Below are 19,710 nucleotides of genomic sequence, written 5' to 3'. Positions count from 1 at the left end.
AATCTGATGCCCTCCGCCGCCGGCGAGCCTTCCATCGGTGGTGGCCTCGGCGACCAGGTCTACAACCGGCTGCTCGGCGAGCGGATCATCTTCCTCGGCCAGCAGGTTGACGACGACATCGCCAACAAGATCACCGCACAGCTGCTGCTCCTTGCGGCCGACCCCGACAAGGACATCTACCTCTACATCAACAGCCCCGGCGGCTCGGTGACGGCCGGCATGGCGATCTACGACACCATGCAGTACATCCCGAACGACGTGGTCACGATCGGCATGGGCATGGCCGCCTCGATGGGGCAGTTCCTGCTCACCGGCGGCACCGCCGGCAAGCGCTTCGCCCTGCCGCACACGGACATCATGATGCACCAGGGCTCCGCTGGCCTGGGCGGTACGGTCTCGGACATCAAGATCCAGGCCCAGTACCTGCTGCGCACCAAGAAGACGATGTCCGAGCTGACCGCGCTGCACTCCGGCCAGTCCGTCGAGACGATCGTGCGCGACGGCGACCGCGACCGCTGGTTCACCCCGGCAGAGGCCAAGGAGTACGGTCTCATCGACGAGATCATCACGCACGCCTCGGGTGTCCCGGGAGGCGGCGGCACCGGTGCCTGACCGGCCAGGCCACGCCACGCACCGCCGAGACCGAAGCCCCCAGAACGCCACCAGGACGGTGAACACCCCATGAGCAACTTCCCCGGCGCCGCCAGCGGCATGTACGAAGGGCCCCGCCCCGACAGCCGCTACGTGATCCCGCGCTTCGTCGAGCGCACCTCCCAGGGCATCCGCGAGTACGACCCGTACGCGAAGCTCTTCGAGGAGCGCGTGATCTTCCTGGGCGTCCAGATCGACGACGCCTCCGCCAACGACGTCATGGCGCAGCTGCTGTGCCTGGAGTCGATGGACCCGGACCGGGACATCTCGATCTACATCAACAGCCCCGGTGGCGACATGACCGCCCTGACGGCGATCTACGACACGATGCAGTTCGTGAAGCCCGACATCCAGACGGTCTGCATGGGCCAGGCGGCCTCCGCCGCGGCCATCCTGCTCGCCGCCGGTACGCCCGGCAAGCGCATGGCGCTGCCGAACTCGCGCGTGCTGATCCACCAGCCGGCCGGCTCCACCGGCCGCGGCCAGCTCTCCGACCTGGAGATCATCGCCAACGAGTTCACCCGGATGCGTGAGCAGCTGGAGGACATGCTGGCGAAGCACTCGAACCAGCCGATCGAGAAGATCCGCGAGGACATCGAGCGCGACAAGATCCTCACGGCCGAGGAGGCGCTGGAGTACGGCCTCGTCGACCAGATCATCTCCACCCGCAAGCTGAACAACAGCGCGGTCCGCTGAGGCGGATCCACGCACGTCCGGCCCCCCTTGGCTCGGTGCACGTCAAAGTGAACCCTGCCAAGGGGGGCCCGAACACCGGGTCCGGCAAGGTACCGTCGGACATAAGGCAGCACCAGGAGCCGCTGGACTCGTAACGTCCAGGCGTCTCCCAGGCGAAGGGGAAGCACACCGTGGCACGCATCGGTGACGGCGGCGATCTGCTCAAGTGCTCGTTCTGTGGCAAGAGCCAGAAGCAGGTCAAGAAGCTCATCGCAGGGCCCGGTGTGTACATCTGCGACGAGTGCATCGATCTCTGCAACGAGATCATCGAGGAAGAGCTGGCGGAGACCAGCGAGGTCCGCTGGGAGGAACTGCCCAAGCCCCGCGAGATCTACGAGTTCCTCGAGGGGTACGTGGTCGGCCAGGAGGCCGCCAAGAAGGCCCTGTCCGTCGCGGTGTACAACCACTACAAGCGGGTCCAGGCCGGGGAGAACGGCGGCGCGAGCGGCCGCGACGACGCCATCGAGCTGGCGAAGTCCAACATCCTCCTGCTCGGCCCCACGGGCTCGGGCAAGACCCTCCTCGCACAGACGCTGGCGCGCATGCTCAACGTCCCCTTCGCGATCGCCGACGCCACGGCGCTCACCGAGGCGGGGTACGTGGGCGAGGACGTCGAGAACATCCTCCTGAAGCTCATCCAGGCGGCCGACTACGACGTCAAGAAGGCCGAGACGGGCATCATCTACATCGACGAGATCGACAAGGTCGCCCGTAAGAGCGAGAACCCGTCGATCACCCGTGACGTCTCCGGTGAGGGCGTCCAGCAGGCACTGCTGAAGATCCTGGAGGGCACCACGGCCTCCGTCCCGCCCCAGGGCGGCCGTAAGCACCCCCACCAGGAGTTCATCCAGATCGACACGACGAACGTCCTGTTCATCGTGGGTGGTGCCTTCGCGGGCCTGGAGAAGATCATCGAGTCCCGGGCCGGCGCCAAGGGCATCGGCTTCGGCGCGACGATCCTGTCGAAGCGCGAGCTGGAGGCCAAGGACGTCTTCGAGGACGTCATGCCGGAGGACCTGGTCAAGTTCGGCATGATCCCCGAGTTCATCGGCCGCCTCCCCGTCATCACCTCGGTCCACAACCTGGACCGCGAGGCGCTCCTGAAGATCCTGGTCGAGCCCCGCAACGCGCTGGTCAAGCAGTACCAGCGCCTGTTCGAACTCGACGGCGTGGAGCTGGACTTCGAGCGCGAGGCGCTGGAGGCCATCGCCGACCAGGCCATCCTCCGCCAGACCGGCGCCCGTGGCCTGCGCGCCATCATGGAGGAAGTCCTCCAGGGCGTGATGTACGAGGTCCCGTCCCGCAAGGACGTCGCCCGCGTCGTCATCACCGCCGACGTGGTCCTGTCCAACGTCAACCCGACCCTCATCCCCCGGGACGCCCGCGGGCGGGGCTCGGGGGAGCAGAAGACGGCGTGACCGACCGGCACACGCGGAAGGGCCCCGGCCGACCGGCCGGGGCCCTTCCGCGTGTGCGAGGACGTCAGATCTTGACGCGGACCTCGTTGCGGAGCTTGGCGGCCAGTTCGGCGTCGGCCGCCGGGTCACTGCTCCGGCCCGCCGCGAGGTCGGCGTAGACCATCGGCATGACGAAGCCGAGGGTGCTGTGGTCGCCCCAGATGCAGATCGAGAGCGTCACGTCCTTCGGGCCGCCGGTGCTCGCGCCGGTGGGCGCCGAAGCCTGCTGGCACTTGAGCACCGCGCCCTTCAGCGAGGCCGGCTTGTACTCCTTCGGCTCGCCCTTCAGGACGACGTCCTTCTCCGACTGGGACTTGAAGTACGCGAACATCGCGTCGACGGTCTTCTCGGGGTCGTCGATCGTGCCGTAGACCCCGGCGAACTTGATCTCCTTCTTGCTGAGCGGGTTGTCCTTGTCCCCGGCCTCGTAGGAGGCGCTGACGTCCTTGGGGTCGTGGACCCCCCACTTCTCGGCGTCCTTCATGTCGCTCTCCGACATGGTGCCGCTCTTGCCGTCGGACTTCTTGTACTCCGACAGCACCGTCTCCGGAGTCGTCAGCTTGTGCGGGCCGTCGTCCGCCACGCCGCCGCTGCCGGCGAGCACGAAGTACGCGCCCACGGCCAGCGCGGCGACCACGGCCACCGCACCGATGATCAGACCCGTCTTCTTCTTGCCGCCGGCCGGCTGCGGCGGCTGGGGCATGCCGAACGGCTGCTGCTGCCCGTAGGGGTTCGGCTGCTGCCCGTACGGCGCGGGCTGCTGGCCGTACGGCGCGGGCTGCTGCGGTACGCCCTGCTGGGGGTAGCCGTACCCGGGCTGCGGCGGGGGCGGGGGAGCCTGCTGGGGGTAGCCGTAACCGGGCTGCGGCGCCTGCGGCTGCGGCGGCTGACCGTAGGGCCCAGGCTGCCCCGGCTGGCCGTACGGGCCCGGCTGCCCCGGCTGGCCGTACGGGCCCGGCTGCTGGGGCTGCTGGCCGTACGGGCCCGGCTGGTTGTGACTCATTCCTGGGTTCCCCTCCAGAAGCTTATGTGTTCCTGTCATCCTGGCTCAGGCCCGCAGGACGCACGGCACCGGGGGCGCCACCGTTACAGAACAAACGCGTTTCGGGACCGCCCCGTGACACCTCTAAACTGAGCCCCGTGACCGAGAACGCTCAGCAGCAGCCACCCGCGCCCGACTCCGAACTGCCGACCCAGTACGCGCCGGCCGATGTAGAGGGGCCGCTGTACGAGCGCTGGGTAGAGCGCGGTTACTTCGAGGCGGACGCCAAGAGCGAGAAGCCGCCGTACACCGTCGTCATCCCGCCCCCGAACGTCACGGGCAGCCTGCACCTGGGCCACGCCTTCGAGCACACGCTCATCGACGCCCTCACCCGCCGCAAGCGCATGCAGGGCCACGAGACGCTGTGGCAGCCCGGCATGGACCACGCCGGCATCGCCACGCAGAACGTCGTCGAGCGCGAGCTGGGCAAGGAGGGCAAGTCCCGGCACGACCTCGGCCGCGAGGCGTTCGTCGAGCGCGTCTGGCAGTGGAAGGGCGAGTCCGGCGGACAGATCTCCGGGCAGATGCGCCGCCTCGGCGACGGCGTCGCCTGGTCCCGGGAGCGCTTCACGATGGACGAGGGCCTGTCCCAGGCCGTCCAGACCATCTTCAAGAAGCTCTACGACGACGAGCTGATCTACCGCGCCGAGCGCATCATCAACTGGTGCCCGCGCTGTCTGACGGCGATCTCCGACATCGAGGTCGAGTACCAGGACGACGACGGCGAACTGGTCTCCATGAAGTACGGCGAGGGGGACGACACCATCGTCGTCGCCACCACCCGTGCCGAGACGATGCTCGGCGACACCGCCGTCGCCGTCCACCCCGGGGACGAGCGGTACAAGCACCTCGTCGGCAAGCTCATCCGGCTGCCGCTGACCGACCGCTCCATCCCGGTCGTCGCCGACGAGCACGTCGACCCCGAGTTCGGCACCGGCGCCGTCAAGGTCACCCCGGCCCACGACCCGAACGACTTCGAGATCGGCCAGCGCCACGACCTGCCGGCCATCACCGTGATGGACGAGCACGCCGTCATCACCGTCCACGGCCCCTTCCAGGGCATGGACCGCCTGGAGGCCCGCTCGGCCATCGTCGCCGCGCTGCGCGCCGAGGGCCGCATCGTCGCCGAGAAGCGGCCCTACGTCCACTCCGTCGGCCACTGCTCGCGCTGCAAGACCACCATCGAGCCGCGCCTGTCCATGCAGTGGTGGGTCAAGGTCGGCCCGCTCGCGAAGGCGGCGGGCGACGCCGTCCGCGACGGCCGCGTCAAGATCCACCCGCAGGAGATGGAGAAGCGGTACTTCGACTGGGTCGACAACCTGCACGACTGGTGCATCTCGCGGCAGTTGTGGTGGGGCCACCGCATCCCCGTCTGGTACGGCCCGAACGGCGAGGTCGTCTGCGTCGGCCCCGACGACGAGGCCCCCACCGGCGAGGGCTGGCACCAGGACACGGACGTCCTCGACACCTGGTTCTCCTCCGGCCTGTGGCCGTTCTCCACCCTCGGCTGGCCCGAACAGACCGAGTCGCTCGCGAAGTTCTACCCGAACTCCGTCCTGGTCACCGGCTACGACATCCTCTTCTTCTGGGTCGCCCGGATGATGATGTTCGGCCTGTACGCGATGGACGGCACCCCGCCGTTCCACACCATCGCCCTGCACGGCATGGTCCGCGACCAGTTCGGCAAGAAGATGTCGAAGTCCTTCGGCAACGCGGTCAACCCGCTGGACTGGATGGACAAGTACGGCTCCGACGCCCTGCGCTTCACCCTGGCCCGCGGCGCCAACCCGGGCGTCGACGTGCCGATCGGCGAGGACTGGGTCCAGGGCTCCCGCAACTTCGCCAACAAGATCTGGAACGCGACCCGCTTCGCGCTGATGAACGGCGCGACGGTGGACGGGCCCCTGCCGGACGCGTCGGCCATGTCGGCCACGGACCGCTGGATCCTCTCCCGCCTGAACTCCGTCATCGCCGAGGTCGACGCCTACTACGACGACTACCAGTTCGCGAAGCTCTCCGACACCCTCTTCCACTTCGCGTGGGACGAGGTCTTCGACTGGTACGTCGAGCTGTCCAAGACGGTCTTCCAGGCGGGCGGCGAGCCGGCCGAGGTCTCCAAGCGGGTCCTGGGCGAGGTCCTGGACGTCACCCTGAAGCTGCTGCACCCGGTCGTCCCGTTCGTCACGGAGACCCTCTGGACGACGCTGACGGGCGGTGAGTCGGTGGTGATCGCCGAGTGGCCCACCGACAGCGGCTTCCGCGACCCGGCGGCCGAGCAGGAGATCTCCACCCTCCAGTCGGTCATCACCGAGGTCCGCCGCTTCCGCGCCGACCAGGGCCTCCAGCCCGGCCAGCGGGTCCCGGCCCGGCTGGCCCTGGACGGTACGGCCCTCGCCCCGCACGAGGCCGCCATCCGCCAGCTGCTGCGCCTGCAGCCGGAGGGCGAGTCCTTCACGGCCACGGCCACCCTGCCGGTCGCCGGCGCCGAGGTCGCCCTGGACCTCTCCGGCACGATCGACGTCGCCGCGGAGCGCAAGCGCCTGGCGAAGGACCTGGCGGCGGCCGAGAAGGAGAAGGCCCAGGCCACGGCCAAGCTCGGCAACGAGGCGTTCCTGGCGAAGGCCCCGGACAACGTGGTGGAAAAGATCCGCACCCGCCTCGCCAAGGCCGACGAGGACATCGCCCGCCTCCAGGCCCAGCTCGACAGGCTCCCGGCGGCCTGAGGGACCGACGCGACCCGGGCGGTGTGACCGTCCGGCGCGCAGCTGGGGCCCCGGCACCGGAAAGGTGCCGGGGCCCTCGCTCGTCCGGGGGCGCGGGGTACCGCGGGACCAGCCACGACGCACCCGCGGCCGGTCGGCTGGACAAGCCGCCCCATACCGGCGCCGCGCAGCCTCTCCCGGCTCCGTAGACTGGCCTCGTGAGCGACGTCCCGCACGAAAACGACCAGCCCGACCCCCTCGACGCCTTCGAGGAGATCGTCGAGGCCGAGACCGACCGCGACCCCGACCTCGCGGTCATCGAGGCCGGCAGCCGCACCCTGCGCACGCAGGGAGGCACGCCGCAGGCCGACGTACCCACGCGCCCGGAGGACCCCGCGGTCGACAAGGCGCTGCGTGACGTCGAGGCGGAGCTGGCCACCCGCTGGGGCGAGACCAAGCTGGAGCCCTCGGTCGCCCGGATCGCCGCCCTGATGGACGTCCTGGGCGATCCCCAGCGCTCGTACCCCTCCATCCACATCACGGGCACGAACGGCAAGACCTCCACCGCCCGCATGATCGAGGCGCTGCTCGGCGCCTTCGAGCTGCGCACCGGCCGCTACACCAGCCCGCACGTGCAGTCGGTCACCGAGCGGATCAGCCTGGACGGAGCCCCGGTCTCCGCCGAGCGGTTCATCGAGACCTACCTCGACATCAAGCCGTACGTCGAGATGGTCGACTCCGCGCAGGAGTACCGGCTGTCCTTCTTCGAGGTCCTCACCGGAATGGCGTACGCCGCCTTCGCGGACGCGCCCGTCGACGTCGCCGTCGTCGAGGTCGGCATGGGCGGCTCCTGGGACGCCACCAACGTGATCGACGGCGACGTCGCCGTCGTGACCCCCATCGGCCTCGACCACACCGACCGGCTCGGTGAGACGACCGCGGCGATCGCCGGCGAGAAGAGCGGCATCATCAAGCAGGGCGCCACCGTCATCCTGGCCCAGCAGCCGGTGGACGCGGCGCAGGTGCTGCTGAAGAAGGCCGTGGAGGTGGACGCCACGGTCGCCCGCGAGGGGCTGGAGTTCGGCGTCGTCGCCCGGCAGGTCGCCGTCGGCGGACAGCTGCTCACCCTGCGCGGCCTGGGCGGTGAGTACCCGGAGCTGTACCTCCCGCTGCACGGCGCCCACCAGGCCCACAACGCGGCCGTCGCCCTGGCCGCCGTGGAGGCGTTCTTCGGCGTCGGCGCGCAGCGCGCGGAGCCGCTGGACATCGACACCGTCCGCAAGGCGTTCGCGGCCGTCTCCTCCCCGGGCCGCCTGGAGGTCGTACGGCGCTCCCCGACGGTCGTGCTGGACGCCGCGCACAACCCCGCGGGTGCCGAGGCCGCCGCCGAGGCCGTGCGCGAGGCGTTCGACTTCACCCGCCTGGTGGGTGTCGTCGGCGCGAGCGGCGACAAGAACGTACGGGGGCTGCTGGAGGCCTTCGAGCCGATCTTCGCCGAGGTCGTCGTCACCCAGAACTCCAGCCACCGGGCCATGGACGCGGACGAGCTGGCCGCGATCGCCGTCGAGGTGTTCGGCGACGAGCGGGTGCAGGTCGAGCCGCGGCTGCCGGACGCCCTGGAGGCCGCGATCACGCTGGCCGAGGAGGAGGGCGAGTTCGCCGGCGGCGGTGTGCTGGTCACCGGATCCGTCATCACGGTCGGCGAGGCCCGGCTGCTGCTCGGGAAGGGCTGAGACTTCCGACATGCGTACGCTCTGTGCATCGACCCTGATCGGCGAGTTCTTCGTCATCGGCTTCGCCGGCCTCGTCGCCATGAAGGACCCGGACCTGTCCACCTCGACGGTGTGGCTGGTCAGCGGTATCGCCATGCTGTTGTGCGTGCTGCTGTGCGGCATGGTCACCCGCCCCGGCGGGGTGGCCCTCGGCTGGGCCCTGCAGCTCGCCCTGATCGCCTCCGGGGTCTTCGTCCCGACCATGTATTTCATGGGCGCGGTGTTCGCCGCCCTGTGGTGGGCATCGGTGCACTTCGGGAGGAAGGTGGACGAGGCGAAGGCGAGATTCGCGGCCCGGGCCCAGTCGTCCACCTCCACGCCTGACGCTGCGTGACAGGTGCCCCGACACGCCCTGTAACCTCGTGCCACCGCACCCCGCACGTCGCGTAAGGAGCCTCCCGTGAGCCAGCGCACCCTCGTCCTTCTCAAGCCCGACGCCGTCCGTCGTGGCCTGACCGGCGAGATCATCAGCCGCATCGAGCGCAAGGCGGGCTGGCAGGTCACCGCGCTGGAGCTGCGCACCCTGGAGCGGGCCACGCTGGAGCAGCACTACGCCGAGCACGTCGGCAAGCCGTTCTACGAGCCGCTGGTCGAGTTCATGTCCTCGGGTCCCGTCGTCGCGCTGATCGTGGAGGGCGAGCGGGTCATCGAGGGCGTGCGCCAGCTGGCCGGCCCGACCGACCCGATCGCCGCCGCGCCGGGTTCGATCCGCGGCGACTACGGTGTGATCGTGCGCGAGAACCTGATCCACGCCTCCGACTCCGAGGAGTCCGCCGAGCGCGAGGTGAAGATCTTCTTCCCGGGCCGCGCGTAGGGTCCGGACATCTCCGGCACGAGTACCGGCGATCGAGGGAACGAGCGTCCCCGAACGCCCGTCTCCACAAGCGGGGCGGCACGCCATCTGGTGACAATGGCGGAGACCCTCGCGCAGTGTTCGTGCAGGCGCGTTTACGATGGAAGCCTTCACGTCACAGCACCCGCCTCGCCGACCTGATATGCCCTCACATACTCAGGAAAGCCAGATGAATCCGGATGGGGAACTCAATGTCGTTCATCGGCCGTGACATGGCTGTCGACCTCGGGACCGCCAACACGCTGGTGTACGTCAGGGGTCGCGGAATCGTCCTGAACGAGCCGTCCGTCGTGGCGATCAACACCAACACGGGTGGGATCCTCGCGGTCGGCGCCGAAGCGAAGAAGATGATCGGCCGGACGCCGGGCAACATCGTGGCCGTCCGCCCGCTGAAGGACGGCGTGATCGCCGACTTCGAGATCACCGAGCGGATGCTCCGCTACTTCATCCTGAAGATCCACAAGCGGCGGTACCTGGCCCGGCCGCGGGTCGTCGTCTGTGTGCCCTCGGGTATCACGGGCGTCGAGCGCCGCGCGGTCATCGAGGCGTCCTCCCAGGCCGGCGCCCGCCAGGTGCACATCATCGAGGAGCCCATGGCCGCGGCCATCGGCTCCGGCCTGCCGGTCCACGAGGCCACGGGCAACATGGTGGTGGACATCGGCGGCGGCACCACGGAGGTCGCGGTCATCTCCCTCGGCGGCATCGTCACCGCCCAGTCCATCCGCGTCGCCGGCGACGAACTGGACAACGCGATCATCCAGTACATCAAGAAGGAGTACAGCCTTCTGCTGGGCGAGCGCACGGCCGAACAGATCAAGATCACGATCGGTTCGGCGTACGACCTCGACACCGACGAGCACACCGAGGTCCGCGGCCGGGACCTGGTGTCCGGGCTGCCGAAGACCGTCGTCATCTCGGCGGCCGAGGTCCGCAAGGCGATCGAGGAGCCGGTCAACGCGATCGTGGACGCGGTGAAGACCACCCTCGACAAGTGCCCGCCGGAGCTGTCCGGCGACATCATGGACCGCGGAATCGTTCTGACCGGCGGCGGAGCCCTGCTGCGCGGCCTCGACGAGCGGCTGCGGCGGGAGACCGGCATGCCGATCCACATCGCCGAGGACCCGCTGGACAGCGTCGCGCTCGGCTCCGGTAAATGCGTCGAGGAGTTCGAGGCGTTGCAGCAGGTGCTGGACGCCCAGCCGCGCAGATGACGTAACTCTTCGATTCCGCCGTACGAGACGTTCTCCTCTCGTGCGGCGGATCGTTGATATAGAGGCATAAGCTCCCCCGAATGGGCCTCTTGGTGTGCGCCGCACCATTCCGCGTTCTCCAGGGACCCCCGAATTCCTACTTAGAGGAAGGGCACGGCCGCCGCACGTGAGGGACACGAAAGAGAGCCGGCTGCTCCTGGTCCTGCTGATCGCCATCGCGTTCGCGCTGATCACGGTGGACATCCGCGGAGGCCGGAACTCCCCGGTCGACGGTGCCCGGCACGCCGCGGCAGCGGCGTTCGGCCCGGTCGAGGACGGGCTGAGCTCCGCGGTCGACCCGGTCGGCAACGCCGTCTCCGCGATCCGCGACTCGGGCAGCCGGCACGACCGGCTCGCCGCGCTGGAGAAGGAGAACGCGGCCCTCAAGGCCAAGCTCGGCAGCGACGACCGCAACCGCAGCCGCCTGGCGCAGCTCGACAAGCTGCTGAAGGTGGCCGGCAAGGGGCAGTACGGCATCAAGGGCGCCCAGGTCATCGCCATAGGGTCGGCCCAGGGCTTCTCCTGGACCATCACCATCGACGCCGGCGCCGACGACGGCATCAAGCGGGACATGACCGTGCTCAACGGCGACGGCCTCGTCGGCCGCGTCACCACCGTCGGCCCCGGCACCGCCACCGTGCTGCTCGCCAACGACCCCGACTTCACCGTCGGCACCCGCATGGAGGGCGACGACGAACTCGGCTTCGCCTCCGGACAGGGCGACCGCCCGCTGCGGGTCGAGCTGCTCAACGGCAAGGCGGAGGTGAAGAAGGGCGACCGGCTCGTCACCTTCGGCTCCCAGGCCGACCGGCCGTTCGTGCCCGGCGTGCCGGTCGGCGTGGTCTCCCGCGTCGACCCCTCCGGCGGCGGCCTCACCCGCACCCTCTACGTCACCCCGTACGTCAGCTTCACCAAGCTCGACGTCGTCGGCGTGGTCGTGCGGGCCCCGGAGAAGGACCCGAGGGACACCGTGCTCCCGACCAAGCCCAAGCCGGTCCCCACGCCGACGGTGACCGTCACGGTCACCCCCTCGGCCGGCGCCTCCGGCACCGACGAGCAGCAGTAGGAGCTGAATCCCATGCGTGTCAACCGGATCCTGCTCTCCAGTGCGCTGGTCGTCGTGGCCCTGGTGATCCAGGTCAGCGTCCTGGCCCGGCTGCACCTGCCGGGCGCGGTGCCCGACCTGCTGCTGCTCACCGTCCTCGGCCTGGCCATGGTGTACGGCCATGTCGGCGGCGCCCTCGTCGGTTTCGGCGCCGGCCTGCTCGCCGACCTGGCCCCGCCCGCCGACCACGCGGCCGGGCGCTACGCCCTCGTCCTGTGCGTCACCGGCTACTTCGCCGGGCTCATCCGGCCGGAGAACGGCCGGCTGAAGTCGGCGACGGGCCCCATGGCGGTCGTGGTCGCCGCCGCCGTCGGCTCCACCCTGCTGTACGCCGGCGTGGGCGCCCTGGTCGGCGACACCGCCGCCCGGCACGTCGGCCTGACCAGCCTGCTGATCTCGGCAGCCCTGTACGACCTGCTGCTCGCCCCGTTCGTGGTGCCCGGCGTCATGTGGCTGGCGCGCCGCGCCGACAACGACCCGCTCACCGAGACCGGGCCCGCGGCCAAGGCCGGTGACATCTCCTCCGGCTGGCTCTCCTCCGGCACCGGCCTGCGCATCGGCGGCCAGCGCGGCGGCCTCGGCGCCCTGAAGACCAAGGCCCGCTCCCGCTCCGCCCGGGGGGCGGGCCGCATCAAGGGGGTCAAGCGGCTGTGAGGGCCGGGGAGTTCACCCGAACGGGTCGGCAGGGGCGGAACGCGGGCTCACAGGCTGGTCGTTCATCATTCGTACGCGTGCGGCAGGTTCGCACACACGTGCTTCGCGCGCAGACGTCCGTGCACTGAGAGGGGGAGGCAGCCGCAGTGACCAACATCCCCGAGACCGGTCGGACCCCACGGGTCCAGATCCGGCTCGTCGTGATCCAGATTCTCGTACTCTCCCTCCTCGGCACGCTCGGCGGCCGGCTCTGGTACCTCCAGATCCGCGAGGGCGCCGAGTACCAGCGGGAGGCCTCCGGCAACCACGTCCAGCAGGTGGTCGACCCCGCCGTGCGCGGCGACATCCTGGACGCCCGCGGCGTGCCCCTCGCGGACAACGAGACCCGCCTGGTGGTCTCCGCCTCCCGCACCGACCTGCTGAAGCAGAAGGACGACGGCAAGGCCGTCCTCGCCAAGCTCGCCGGTGTCCTCGGCATGAGCCCCACGGAGGTCGAGCAGAAGGTCCGGCTCTGCGACGCCGAGACCCCCCAGCCCTGCTGGAACGGCTCGCCCTACCAGCCGATCCCCATCACCGACGAGGCCACGGCCAAGCAGGCCCTGCAGATCCGTGAGCGGTCCGAGGACTTCCCCGGCATCACCGCCGAGCCCGAGGCCGTCCGCCGCTACCCCGGCCCCGGCAAGTCCAACACCGCGCAGGTCCTCGGCTACCTCTCGCCCGTCACCGACGACGAGATCCAGCAGGCCAAGGACACCGACTCGCCGTACCTGCGCTCGGACATGGTCGGCCGCTCCGGCCTGGAGCGGACGTACGACAGGATGCTGCGCGGCAAGGCCGGCGTCACCCGCTACGAGGTCGACAACCTCGGCCGGGTCATCGGCAAGGCCAAGTCGGACGCGGCCGAGCCCGGTTCGAACCTGGTCACCAGCATCGACTCCCGCGTCCAGCGGGTCGCGGAGTACGAACTGAACAAGGCGATGAAGGTCGCCCGCCAGCAGTACGACAAGATCACCGGCACGAACTACAAGGCCGACTCCGGTGCCGTCGTCGTGATGGAGGCCAAGACCGGCCGGGTCGTCGCGATGGCCTCCGCGCCGACGTACGACCCGAACGTCTGGGTCGGCGGCATCTCCGCCAAGGACTACACGGCCCTCACCGGCAAGAACTCCGACTATCCGCTGCTGAACCGGGCCATACAGGGTCAGGCGGCGCCCGGCTCGACGTTCAAGGTGGTCTCCACGGCCGCCGCGGTCGAGGCCGGCTACCCCTTCGACGGCCGCTACCCCTGCACCAGCTCCTACTCGGTGGGCAGCCAGGTCTTCAAGAACTTCGAGGGCGAGAACTTCGGCCCCATCTCCCTCGGCCGCGCCCTCGAGGTCTCCTGCGACACCGTCTTCTACGGCCTCGCCGACAAGGAGTGGAAGCGGGACGGCGGCATCAACCCCAAGAAGGGCCAGCCGAAGGACTACTTCTACAAGGCCGCCCACCAGTTCGGCCTCGGCAAGGAGACCGGCCTCGACCTGCCCAACGAGGTCACCGGCCGGGTCCCCGACCGCCAGTGGAAGCTGGACTACTGGAAGGCCAACAAGGACGCCTGGTGCAGGACCGGCAAGAAGGACGGCTCGTACGTCGAGAAGATCGCCTACGAGAACTGCCTCGAAGGCAACAAGATGCGCGAGGGCGACTCGATCAACTACTCCATCGGCCAGGGTGACACCCTCGTCACCCCGATCCAGGAGGCGGTGATCTACGGCGCCGTCGCCAACGGCGGCACGATGTACCAGCCCACCATCGGCAAGGCGATCATCAGCCCGGACGGCAGGACCGTCACGCCGATCAAGCCGAAGAAGCGCGGCAGGCTGCCGGTCAGCCAGGCCACCCTCAAGGGCATGGACGACGCCTTCGCGGGCGTCATCACCCGCGGTACCGCCGCCTGGAAGTTCGGCGGCTGGCCCCAGGACAAGATCCCGCTGCACGCCAAGACCGGTACGGCCGAGGTCTACGGCAAGCAGACCACCTCCTGGCTGGCCACCTACTCCAAGGACTACACGGTGATCATGACGATCGCCCAGGCCGGTACGGGTTCCGGTGCCTCCGGTGAGGCCGTGCGCAACATCTACAGCGCGCTCTACGGCGTCCAGGGCGACGGCTCCATCGACGACAAGAAGGCGATGCTGCCCGAGCCGCAGAAGACGCTGCCCAAGGTCCGCACCGACGGCACCATCGCCGCCCCCAAGGTCACCGGCGACCCGGGGAAGGACGCCGAGGCCGCCCAGAAGGACAACCCCACCAACGGCGACGACCAGCAGCCCGCGGGCACCACGCCCTCGCCCGGCACGGGCAACCGCGACACCCGCAGGCGCCGCGGGCAGCGCCCGCGCGGAAGGCGGAGGATGCCCGCATGACCGGCACGAACAGCTTCTCCGTCTCCGGGTACGGCCCCGAGCGGGCCGGCTGGACCAGGCTCTTCGCCCGGGACTCGCTCACCCGCCGGCTGGACTGGCCGATACTGCTCGCGGCCACCGCGCTGTCCCTGATGGGCTCGCTGCTGGTGTACTCGGCGACCCGCAACCGTACCGAGCTGAACCAGGGCGACCCGTACTTCTTCCTGGTCCGGCACCTGATGAACCTCGGTATCGGCATCGCCCTGATGATCGCCACGGTCTGGCTCGGCCACCGGGCCCTGCGCAACGCCGTGCCGATCCTCTACGGCCTGTCCGTGCTCCTCGCCCTGGTCGTCCTCACCCCGCTGGGCGCGACGATCAACGGCCAGCGCAACTGGCTCGTCATCGGCGGCTTCTCGCTCCAGCCCGCCGAGTTCCTCAAGGTCTCGATCATCCTCGGCATGTCCATGCTGCTGGCCGCGCGGGTCGACGCGGGCGACAAGCCCTACCCCGACCACCGGACCGTGTTCCAGTCGCTGTGCCTGGCCGCCGTGCCCATCCTGATCCTGCTGCTCATGCCCGACCTCGGCTCGGTGCTCGCCATGGTGGCGATCATCCTGGGCGTGCTGCTCGCCTCCGGGTCCTCCAACCGCTGGGTCTTCGGCCTGCTCCTCACCGGTGTGATCGGCTGCATCGCCATCTGGCAGCTGCACATCCTGGACGAGTACCAGATCAACCGGTTCGCGGCCTTCGCCAACCCCGACCTCGATCCGGCGGGCGTCGGCTACAACACCAACCAGGCCCGTATCGCCATCGGCTCCGGCGGCCTCACCGGCGCCGGACTGTTCCACGGCTCGCAGACCACCGGCCAGTTCGTGCCCGAGCAGCAGACGGACTTCGTGTTCACCGTCGCGGGCGAGGAGCTGGGCTTCCTCGGCGCGGGCCTGATCATCTTCCTGCTCGGGGTCCTGCTGTGGCGGGCCTGCCGGATAGCACGCGACTCGACCGAGCTGTACGGGACGATCGTGGCCGCCGGCATCGTCGCCTGGTTCGCCTTCCAGTCCTTCGAGAACATCGGCATGACCCTCGGCATCATGCCGGTCACCGGCCTGCCCCTGCCCTTCGTGTCGTACGGCGGCTCCTCCATGTTCGCCGTGTGGGTCGCCGTCGGCCTCCTGCAGTCGATCAAGGTGCAGCGGCCGATGTCGGCATAGGTCTCGCGAAGCTCCGGCCGGCCCTCCACGCGAGGGCGGCCGGGGCCACCCCCGGACACCGTCCCTGAGGGCCCGGCCGGATCGCCGGGCAGGCCGGAAGTGGTGGCGCACCCTGCCGTACGGACTCATGTCGCACTAGATTCGGGGCATGGCGGACACGAAACGCGAGATCGAGCGCAAGTACGAATCCGATGACAGTGGGCTGCCCGACCTGACCGGCGTCGGCGGGGTGACGGACGTGATCGACATGGGCCTGGTCGAACTCGACGCCACCTACTACGACACCGCCGACCAGCGCCTGACCGCCGCGTCCCTCACCCTGCGCCGCCGCACCGGCGGCAGCGACGCCGGGTGGCACCTGAAGTTCCCGGTCGCCCCCGGAGTCCGCGACGAGATCCGGTGCCCGCTCTCCGACACGGTCCCGGCCGAGATCGCCGCACTGGTCCGCTCCCGGGTCCGCGGCGCCGAACTGGTCCCCGTCGTCCGGCTCCGCTCCGCCCGCGACGTACGCCACCTCGTCGACGCCGACGGAGCCGTGCTCGCCGAGGCGAGCGTCGACACCGTGACCGCCGACCGGCTCATCGGCAAGGGCGGCAGCGCCCAGTGGACGGAGATCGAGGTGGAACTGGCGGACGAGGCCGACCCGGCTCTCCTCGACCGGGTGGACAAGCGTCTGCGCAAGGCGGGCGTGCGGCCCTCGAAGTCGGCGTCGAAGCTGGCCCGGGCGCTGGAGCAGACCGGCGGCACCCGGCACGGATCCGGGCGGCGGGCGAAGCCGGTGACCGCCGGCGACCACGTCCTCGCCTACGTGCGCGAGCAGCGCGAGAAGATCCTCGAACACGACCCGGGGGTCCGCCGGGACGTCCCGGACGCCGTCCACCAGATGCGCGTGGCCACCCGCCGCCTGCGCAGCACCCTGCGCACCTTCGGCAAGGTCCTCGACCCCGCCGTCACCGACGCGATCGCCGTCGAGCTGAAGTGGCTTGCGGGCGAACTGGGCCTCGACCGCGACCAGGAGGTCCTGGCCGAGCGGCTGACCACCGCACTCGGCGATCTCCCGCCCGCCCTGGTCCACGGGCCCGTGAGCAAACGGTTCACCACCTGGGCGAGCGCCCGGCACGGCAGTGCCCGCGGCCATCTCCTCGCGATCCTGGACTCGGCCCGCTACCTGGCCCTGCTCGACACCCTGGACGCCCTCCTCGCCGACCCGCCGCTGCGGAAGAAGGCCGCCGGGAAGCCTGAGAAGGTCCTCGCCAAGGCCGTACGCAAGGACCTCGCCAAGGTGTCCCGCCTGGTCACCGAGGCCATGGAGCTGCCGCCCGGCGAGGAACGCGACGTCGCCCTCCACGAGGCCCGCAAGAAGGGCAAGCGCACCCGGTACGCGGCCGAGGCCGCCGTCCCCGCCCTCGGCGGCACCGCCCGTTCCCTGGCCAAGTCCATGAAGTCCCTGACCAAACTGCTCGGCGAGCACCAGGACAGCGTCATGGCCCGCCGCACCCTGCGCGAGCTGTCCGCGGTGGCGCACGCGGCGGGGGAGAACGGGTTCACCTACGGGGCGCTGCACGCCAGGGAGGAGGCGCGGGCGGCGCAGGTGGAGGCACGGCTGCCGGGGCTGTGGAAGGAGGCCAGGAGCCAGGCGGCCGTCTGAGCGTACGGGGGAGGTCTCCGGGCGGGTTAGGCTAGATGGTCACCCCTGTCAGCTCACAAAGGTTCCCCCGATGTCTGTCGAGTCGGTGTTCCCGCAGCTCGAAGCCCTGCTTCCGCATGTGCAGAAGCCGATCCAGTACGTGGGCGGCGAGCTGAACTCCACCGTCAAGGAGTGGGACGGCTGCGAGGTCCGCTGGGCGCTCATGTACCCGGACGCGTACGAGGTCGGTCTGCCCAACCAGGGCGTCATGATCCTCTACGAGGTCCTCAACGAGCAGGAAGGCGTCCTCGCCGAACGCACCTACAGCGTCTGGCCTGACCTGGAGGCACTGATGCGCGAGCACGGTGTCCCGCAGTTCACGGTCGACAGCCACCGCCCGGTCAGGGCCTTCGACGTGTTCGGCCTCAGCTTCTCCACCGAGCTGGGCTACACGAACATGCTCACCGCCCTGGACCTGGCGGGCATCCCGCTGGAGTCCAAGGACCGCACGGTCGACGACCCGATCGTCCTGGCCGGCGGCCACGCTGCCTTCAACCCCGAGCCGGTCGCGGACTTCATCGACGCGGCGATCATCGGCGACGGCGAGCAGGCCGTCCTGGACATGACGCGGATCATCCGCGAGTGGAAGGCCGAGGGCCGCCCCGGCGGCCGCGAGGAGGTCCTCTTCCGGCTGGCGCGCACGGGCGAGGTGTACATCCCGGCGTTCTACGACGTCGAGTACCTGCCCGACGGCCGGATCGCGCGCGTCGTCCCCAACCGTTCCGGCGTCCCGTGGCGCGTCTCCAAGCACACGGTGATGGACCTGGACGAGTGGCCGTACCCGAAGCAGCCCCTGGTACCGCTCGCCGAGACCGTGCACGAGCGCATGTCGGTCGAGATCTTCCGCGGCTGCACCCGCGGCTGCCGCTTCTGCCAGGCCGGCATGATCACCCGCCCGGTGCGCGAGCGGTCCATCACGGGCATCGGCGAGATGGTCGACAAGGGCCTGAAGGCGACCGGCTTCGAGGAGGTCGGCCTGCTGTCGCTCTCCTCCGCCGACCACAGCGAGATCGGTGACATCGCCAAGGGCCTGGCCGACCGCTACACCGACGACAAGATCGGCCTGTCGCTGCCCTCCACCCGCGTCGACGCCTTCAACGTCGACCTGGCCAACGAGCTGACCCGCAACGGCCGCCGCTCGGGTCTGACCTTCGCGCCCGAGGGCGGCTCGGAGCGCATGCGCAAGGTCATCAACAAGATGGTCTCGGAAGAGGACCTGATCCGTACGGTCGCGACGGCCTACGGCAACGGCTGGCGCCAGGTGAAGCTGTACTTCATGTGCGGCCTGCCGACGGAGACCGACGAGGACGTCCTCCAGATCGCCGACATGGCGACCCACGTCATCCAGAAGGGCCGCGAGGTCTCCGGCTCGGGCGACATCCGCTGCACGGTCTCGATCGGCGGCTTCGTCCCCAAGCCCCACACCCCCTTCCAGTGGGCGCCCCAGCTCTCCGCAGAGGAGACGGACGCGCGCCTGGAGAAGCTCCGCGACAAGATCCGCGGCGACAAGAAGTACGGCCGGGCGATCGGCTTCCGCTACCACGACGGCAAGCCGGGCATCGTGGAGGGCCTCCTCTCCCGCGGCGACCGCCGCGTCGGCGCGGTCATCCGCGCGGTCTACGAGGACGGCGGCCGCTTCGACGGCTGGCGCGAGCACTTCTCCTACGACCGCTGGATGGCGTGCGCCGACAAGGCCCTCGCCCCCTTCGGCGTGGACGTCGACTGGTACACCACCCGCGAGCGCACCTACGAGGAGGTCCTGCCCTGGGACCACCTCGACTCCGGCCTGGACAAGGACTGGCTCTGGGAGGACTGGCAGGACGCCCTCGACGAGACGGAGGTCGAGGACTGCCGCTGGACCCCGTGCTTCGACTGCGGGGTCTGCCCCCAGATGGACACCCAGATCCAGATCGGCCCGACCGGCAAGAAGTTGCTGCCCCTGACGGTCAAGAACGCGGGTCCGACGCCGGCTTCGAGCGGTCACACGCACTGAGGTGGGCCGGGGCACTCGGTCGGGTGACGGAGGCGCCGGCGGGGGCGAGTGAGGACGAGTTGGCGGTTGCGCCGGCCGCGGTCGGCGCCTCCGGCCTTCGTCCGCCAGCGCCGCGTCGGTCACCACCCTGGCGCTGCTCGTCGGCGTCGGCGTGACCTGCTCCATCGACGGTGATCTCGGCAGCGCGTAGGCGGCGACACGAACCGGTACC

The 19,710-nt window shown here is 70.0% G+C and carries 15 protein-coding genes; 14 read left to right on the top strand and 1 reads right to left on the bottom strand.

The annotated features are described in order from the left end of the window. The first annotated feature begins 6 nt into the window (after nt 1-6). From GT045_RS03395 to clpX, 3 genes are all read left to right on the top strand, one after another. Entirely contained in the window at nt 7-612 is a 606-nt protein-coding gene (locus tag GT045_RS03395) for an ATP-dependent Clp protease proteolytic subunit (RefSeq protein ID WP_202516528.1), read from the top strand. 69 nt (nt 613-681) lie between these two features. Continuing rightward, entirely contained in the window at nt 682-1,347 is a 666-nt protein-coding gene (locus GT045_RS03390) for an ATP-dependent Clp protease proteolytic subunit (RefSeq protein WP_161297732.1), read from the top strand. 170 nt (nt 1,348-1,517) lie between these two features. Next, nucleotides 1,518-2,804, top strand: a complete 1,287-nt coding sequence (gene clpX, locus GT045_RS03385) for an ATP-dependent Clp protease ATP-binding subunit ClpX (RefSeq protein ID WP_161297731.1) — start codon at nt 1,518-1,520, stop codon at nt 2,802-2,804. 64 nt (nt 2,805-2,868) lie between these two features. Here clpX and GT045_RS03380 read toward each other — a convergent pair whose 3' ends face one another. Beyond that, complete coding sequence (locus tag GT045_RS03380) at nt 2,869-3,846, bottom strand: DUF1720 domain-containing protein (protein WP_161333250.1); 978 nt, start codon at nt 3,844-3,846, stop codon at nt 2,869-2,871. A 137-nt stretch (nt 3,847-3,983) separates the two neighbouring features. Here GT045_RS03380 and GT045_RS03375 point away from each other — a divergent pair, with 137 nt between their 5' ends. The 11 genes from GT045_RS03375 to GT045_RS03325 all read left to right on the top strand — a co-directional run bounded on the left by GT045_RS03375 (nt 3,984) and on the right by GT045_RS03325 (nt 19,499). After that, nucleotides 3,984-6,608 (top strand): valine--tRNA ligase, encoded by a 2,625-nt coding sequence (locus GT045_RS03375; protein WP_161333249.1) that lies wholly within the window; start codon nt 3,984-3,986, stop codon nt 6,606-6,608. Between the two features lie 197 nt (nt 6,609-6,805). After that, nucleotides 6,806-8,320 (top strand): folylpolyglutamate synthase/dihydrofolate synthase family protein, encoded by a 1,515-nt coding sequence (locus GT045_RS03370; protein WP_161297612.1) that lies wholly within the window; start codon nt 6,806-6,808, stop codon nt 8,318-8,320. A 10-nt stretch (nt 8,321-8,330) separates the two neighbouring features. Further along, nucleotides 8,331-8,693, top strand: coding sequence for a DUF4233 domain-containing protein (locus GT045_RS03365; protein WP_161297611.1), 363 nt, complete (start codon nt 8,331-8,333; stop codon nt 8,691-8,693). Between the two features lie 66 nt (nt 8,694-8,759). Continuing rightward, nucleotides 8,760-9,173, top strand: coding sequence for a nucleoside-diphosphate kinase (gene ndk / locus GT045_RS03360; protein WP_161297610.1), 414 nt, complete (start codon nt 8,760-8,762; stop codon nt 9,171-9,173). Nucleotides 9,174-9,403: 230 nt separating this feature from the next. Next, nucleotides 9,404-10,423, top strand: coding sequence for a rod shape-determining protein (locus GT045_RS03355; RefSeq protein WP_014672705.1), 1,020 nt, complete (start codon nt 9,404-9,406; stop codon nt 10,421-10,423). A gap of 166 nt (nt 10,424-10,589) precedes the next feature. After that, the gene (gene mreC, locus GT045_RS03350; RefSeq protein ID WP_161333248.1) at nt 10,590-11,528 is read left to right on the top strand and encodes a rod shape-determining protein MreC; all 939 of its coding nucleotides are present in this window, start codon (nt 10,590-10,592) and stop codon (nt 11,526-11,528) included. A gap of 12 nt (nt 11,529-11,540) precedes the next feature. Further along, nucleotides 11,541-12,221, top strand: a complete 681-nt coding sequence (mreD, locus tag GT045_RS03345; protein WP_161297608.1) for a rod shape-determining protein MreD — start codon at nt 11,541-11,543, stop codon at nt 12,219-12,221. A gap of 146 nt (nt 12,222-12,367) precedes the next feature. Further along, a complete protein-coding gene (gene mrdA, locus GT045_RS03340) occupies nt 12,368-14,626 on the top strand; it encodes a penicillin-binding protein 2 (RefSeq protein ID WP_161333247.1) in 2,259 nt (752 codons plus the stop codon). After that, nucleotides 14,623-15,819 carry a rod shape-determining protein RodA gene (gene rodA, locus GT045_RS03335; protein ID WP_161297606.1) on the top strand — a complete coding sequence of 399 codons (1,197 nt, stop codon included), beginning with the start codon at nt 14,623-14,625 and terminating at the stop codon, nt 15,817-15,819. The genes mrdA and rodA overlap by 4 nt, the downstream gene beginning before the upstream one ends. Nucleotides 15,820-15,967: 148 nt before the next feature. Beyond that, nucleotides 15,968-17,467 (top strand): CYTH and CHAD domain-containing protein, encoded by a 1,500-nt coding sequence (locus GT045_RS03330; protein ID WP_161333246.1) that lies wholly within the window; start codon nt 15,968-15,970, stop codon nt 17,465-17,467. 70 nt (nt 17,468-17,537) lie between these two features. Beyond that, nucleotides 17,538-19,499, top strand: coding sequence for a TIGR03960 family B12-binding radical SAM protein (locus GT045_RS03325; protein ID WP_161333245.1), 1,962 nt, complete (start codon nt 17,538-17,540; stop codon nt 19,497-19,499). The last annotated feature ends 211 nt before the right edge of the window (nt 19,500-19,710 follow it).

The sequence above is a fragment of the Streptomyces sp. SID486 genome, assembly GCF_009865385.1.
Classification (GTDB): domain Bacteria; phylum Actinomycetota; class Actinomycetes; order Streptomycetales; family Streptomycetaceae; genus Streptomyces.
This window is presented reverse-complemented; position numbering and strand designations above follow the sequence as displayed.

Excerpts from the sequence above, each read along its gene's own strand:
- GT045_RS03395 (WP_202516528.1), top strand. The coding sequence starts at position 7 with ATGCCCTCCGCCGCCGGCGAGCCTTCCATCGGTGGTGGCCTCGGCGAC.
- GT045_RS03390 (WP_161297732.1), top strand. The coding sequence starts at position 682 with ATGAGCAACTTCCCCGGCGCCGCCAGCGGCATGTACGAAGGGCCCCGC.
- GT045_RS03380 (WP_161333250.1), bottom strand. The coding sequence starts at position 3,846 with ATGAGTCACAACCAGCCGGGCCCGTACGGCCAGCAGCCCCAGCAGCCG.
- GT045_RS03365 (WP_161297611.1), top strand. The coding sequence starts at position 8,331 with ATGCGTACGCTCTGTGCATCGACCCTGATCGGCGAGTTCTTCGTCATC.
- GT045_RS03355 (WP_014672705.1), top strand. The coding sequence starts at position 9,404 with ATGTCGTTCATCGGCCGTGACATGGCTGTCGACCTCGGGACCGCCAAC.
- mreD (WP_161297608.1), top strand. The coding sequence starts at position 11,541 with ATGCGTGTCAACCGGATCCTGCTCTCCAGTGCGCTGGTCGTCGTGGCC.
- rodA (WP_161297606.1), top strand. The coding sequence starts at position 14,623 with ATGACCGGCACGAACAGCTTCTCCGTCTCCGGGTACGGCCCCGAGCGG.
- GT045_RS03330 (WP_161333246.1), top strand. The coding sequence starts at position 15,968 with ATGGCGGACACGAAACGCGAGATCGAGCGCAAGTACGAATCCGATGAC.
- GT045_RS03325 (WP_161333245.1), top strand. The coding sequence starts at position 17,538 with ATGTCTGTCGAGTCGGTGTTCCCGCAGCTCGAAGCCCTGCTTCCGCAT.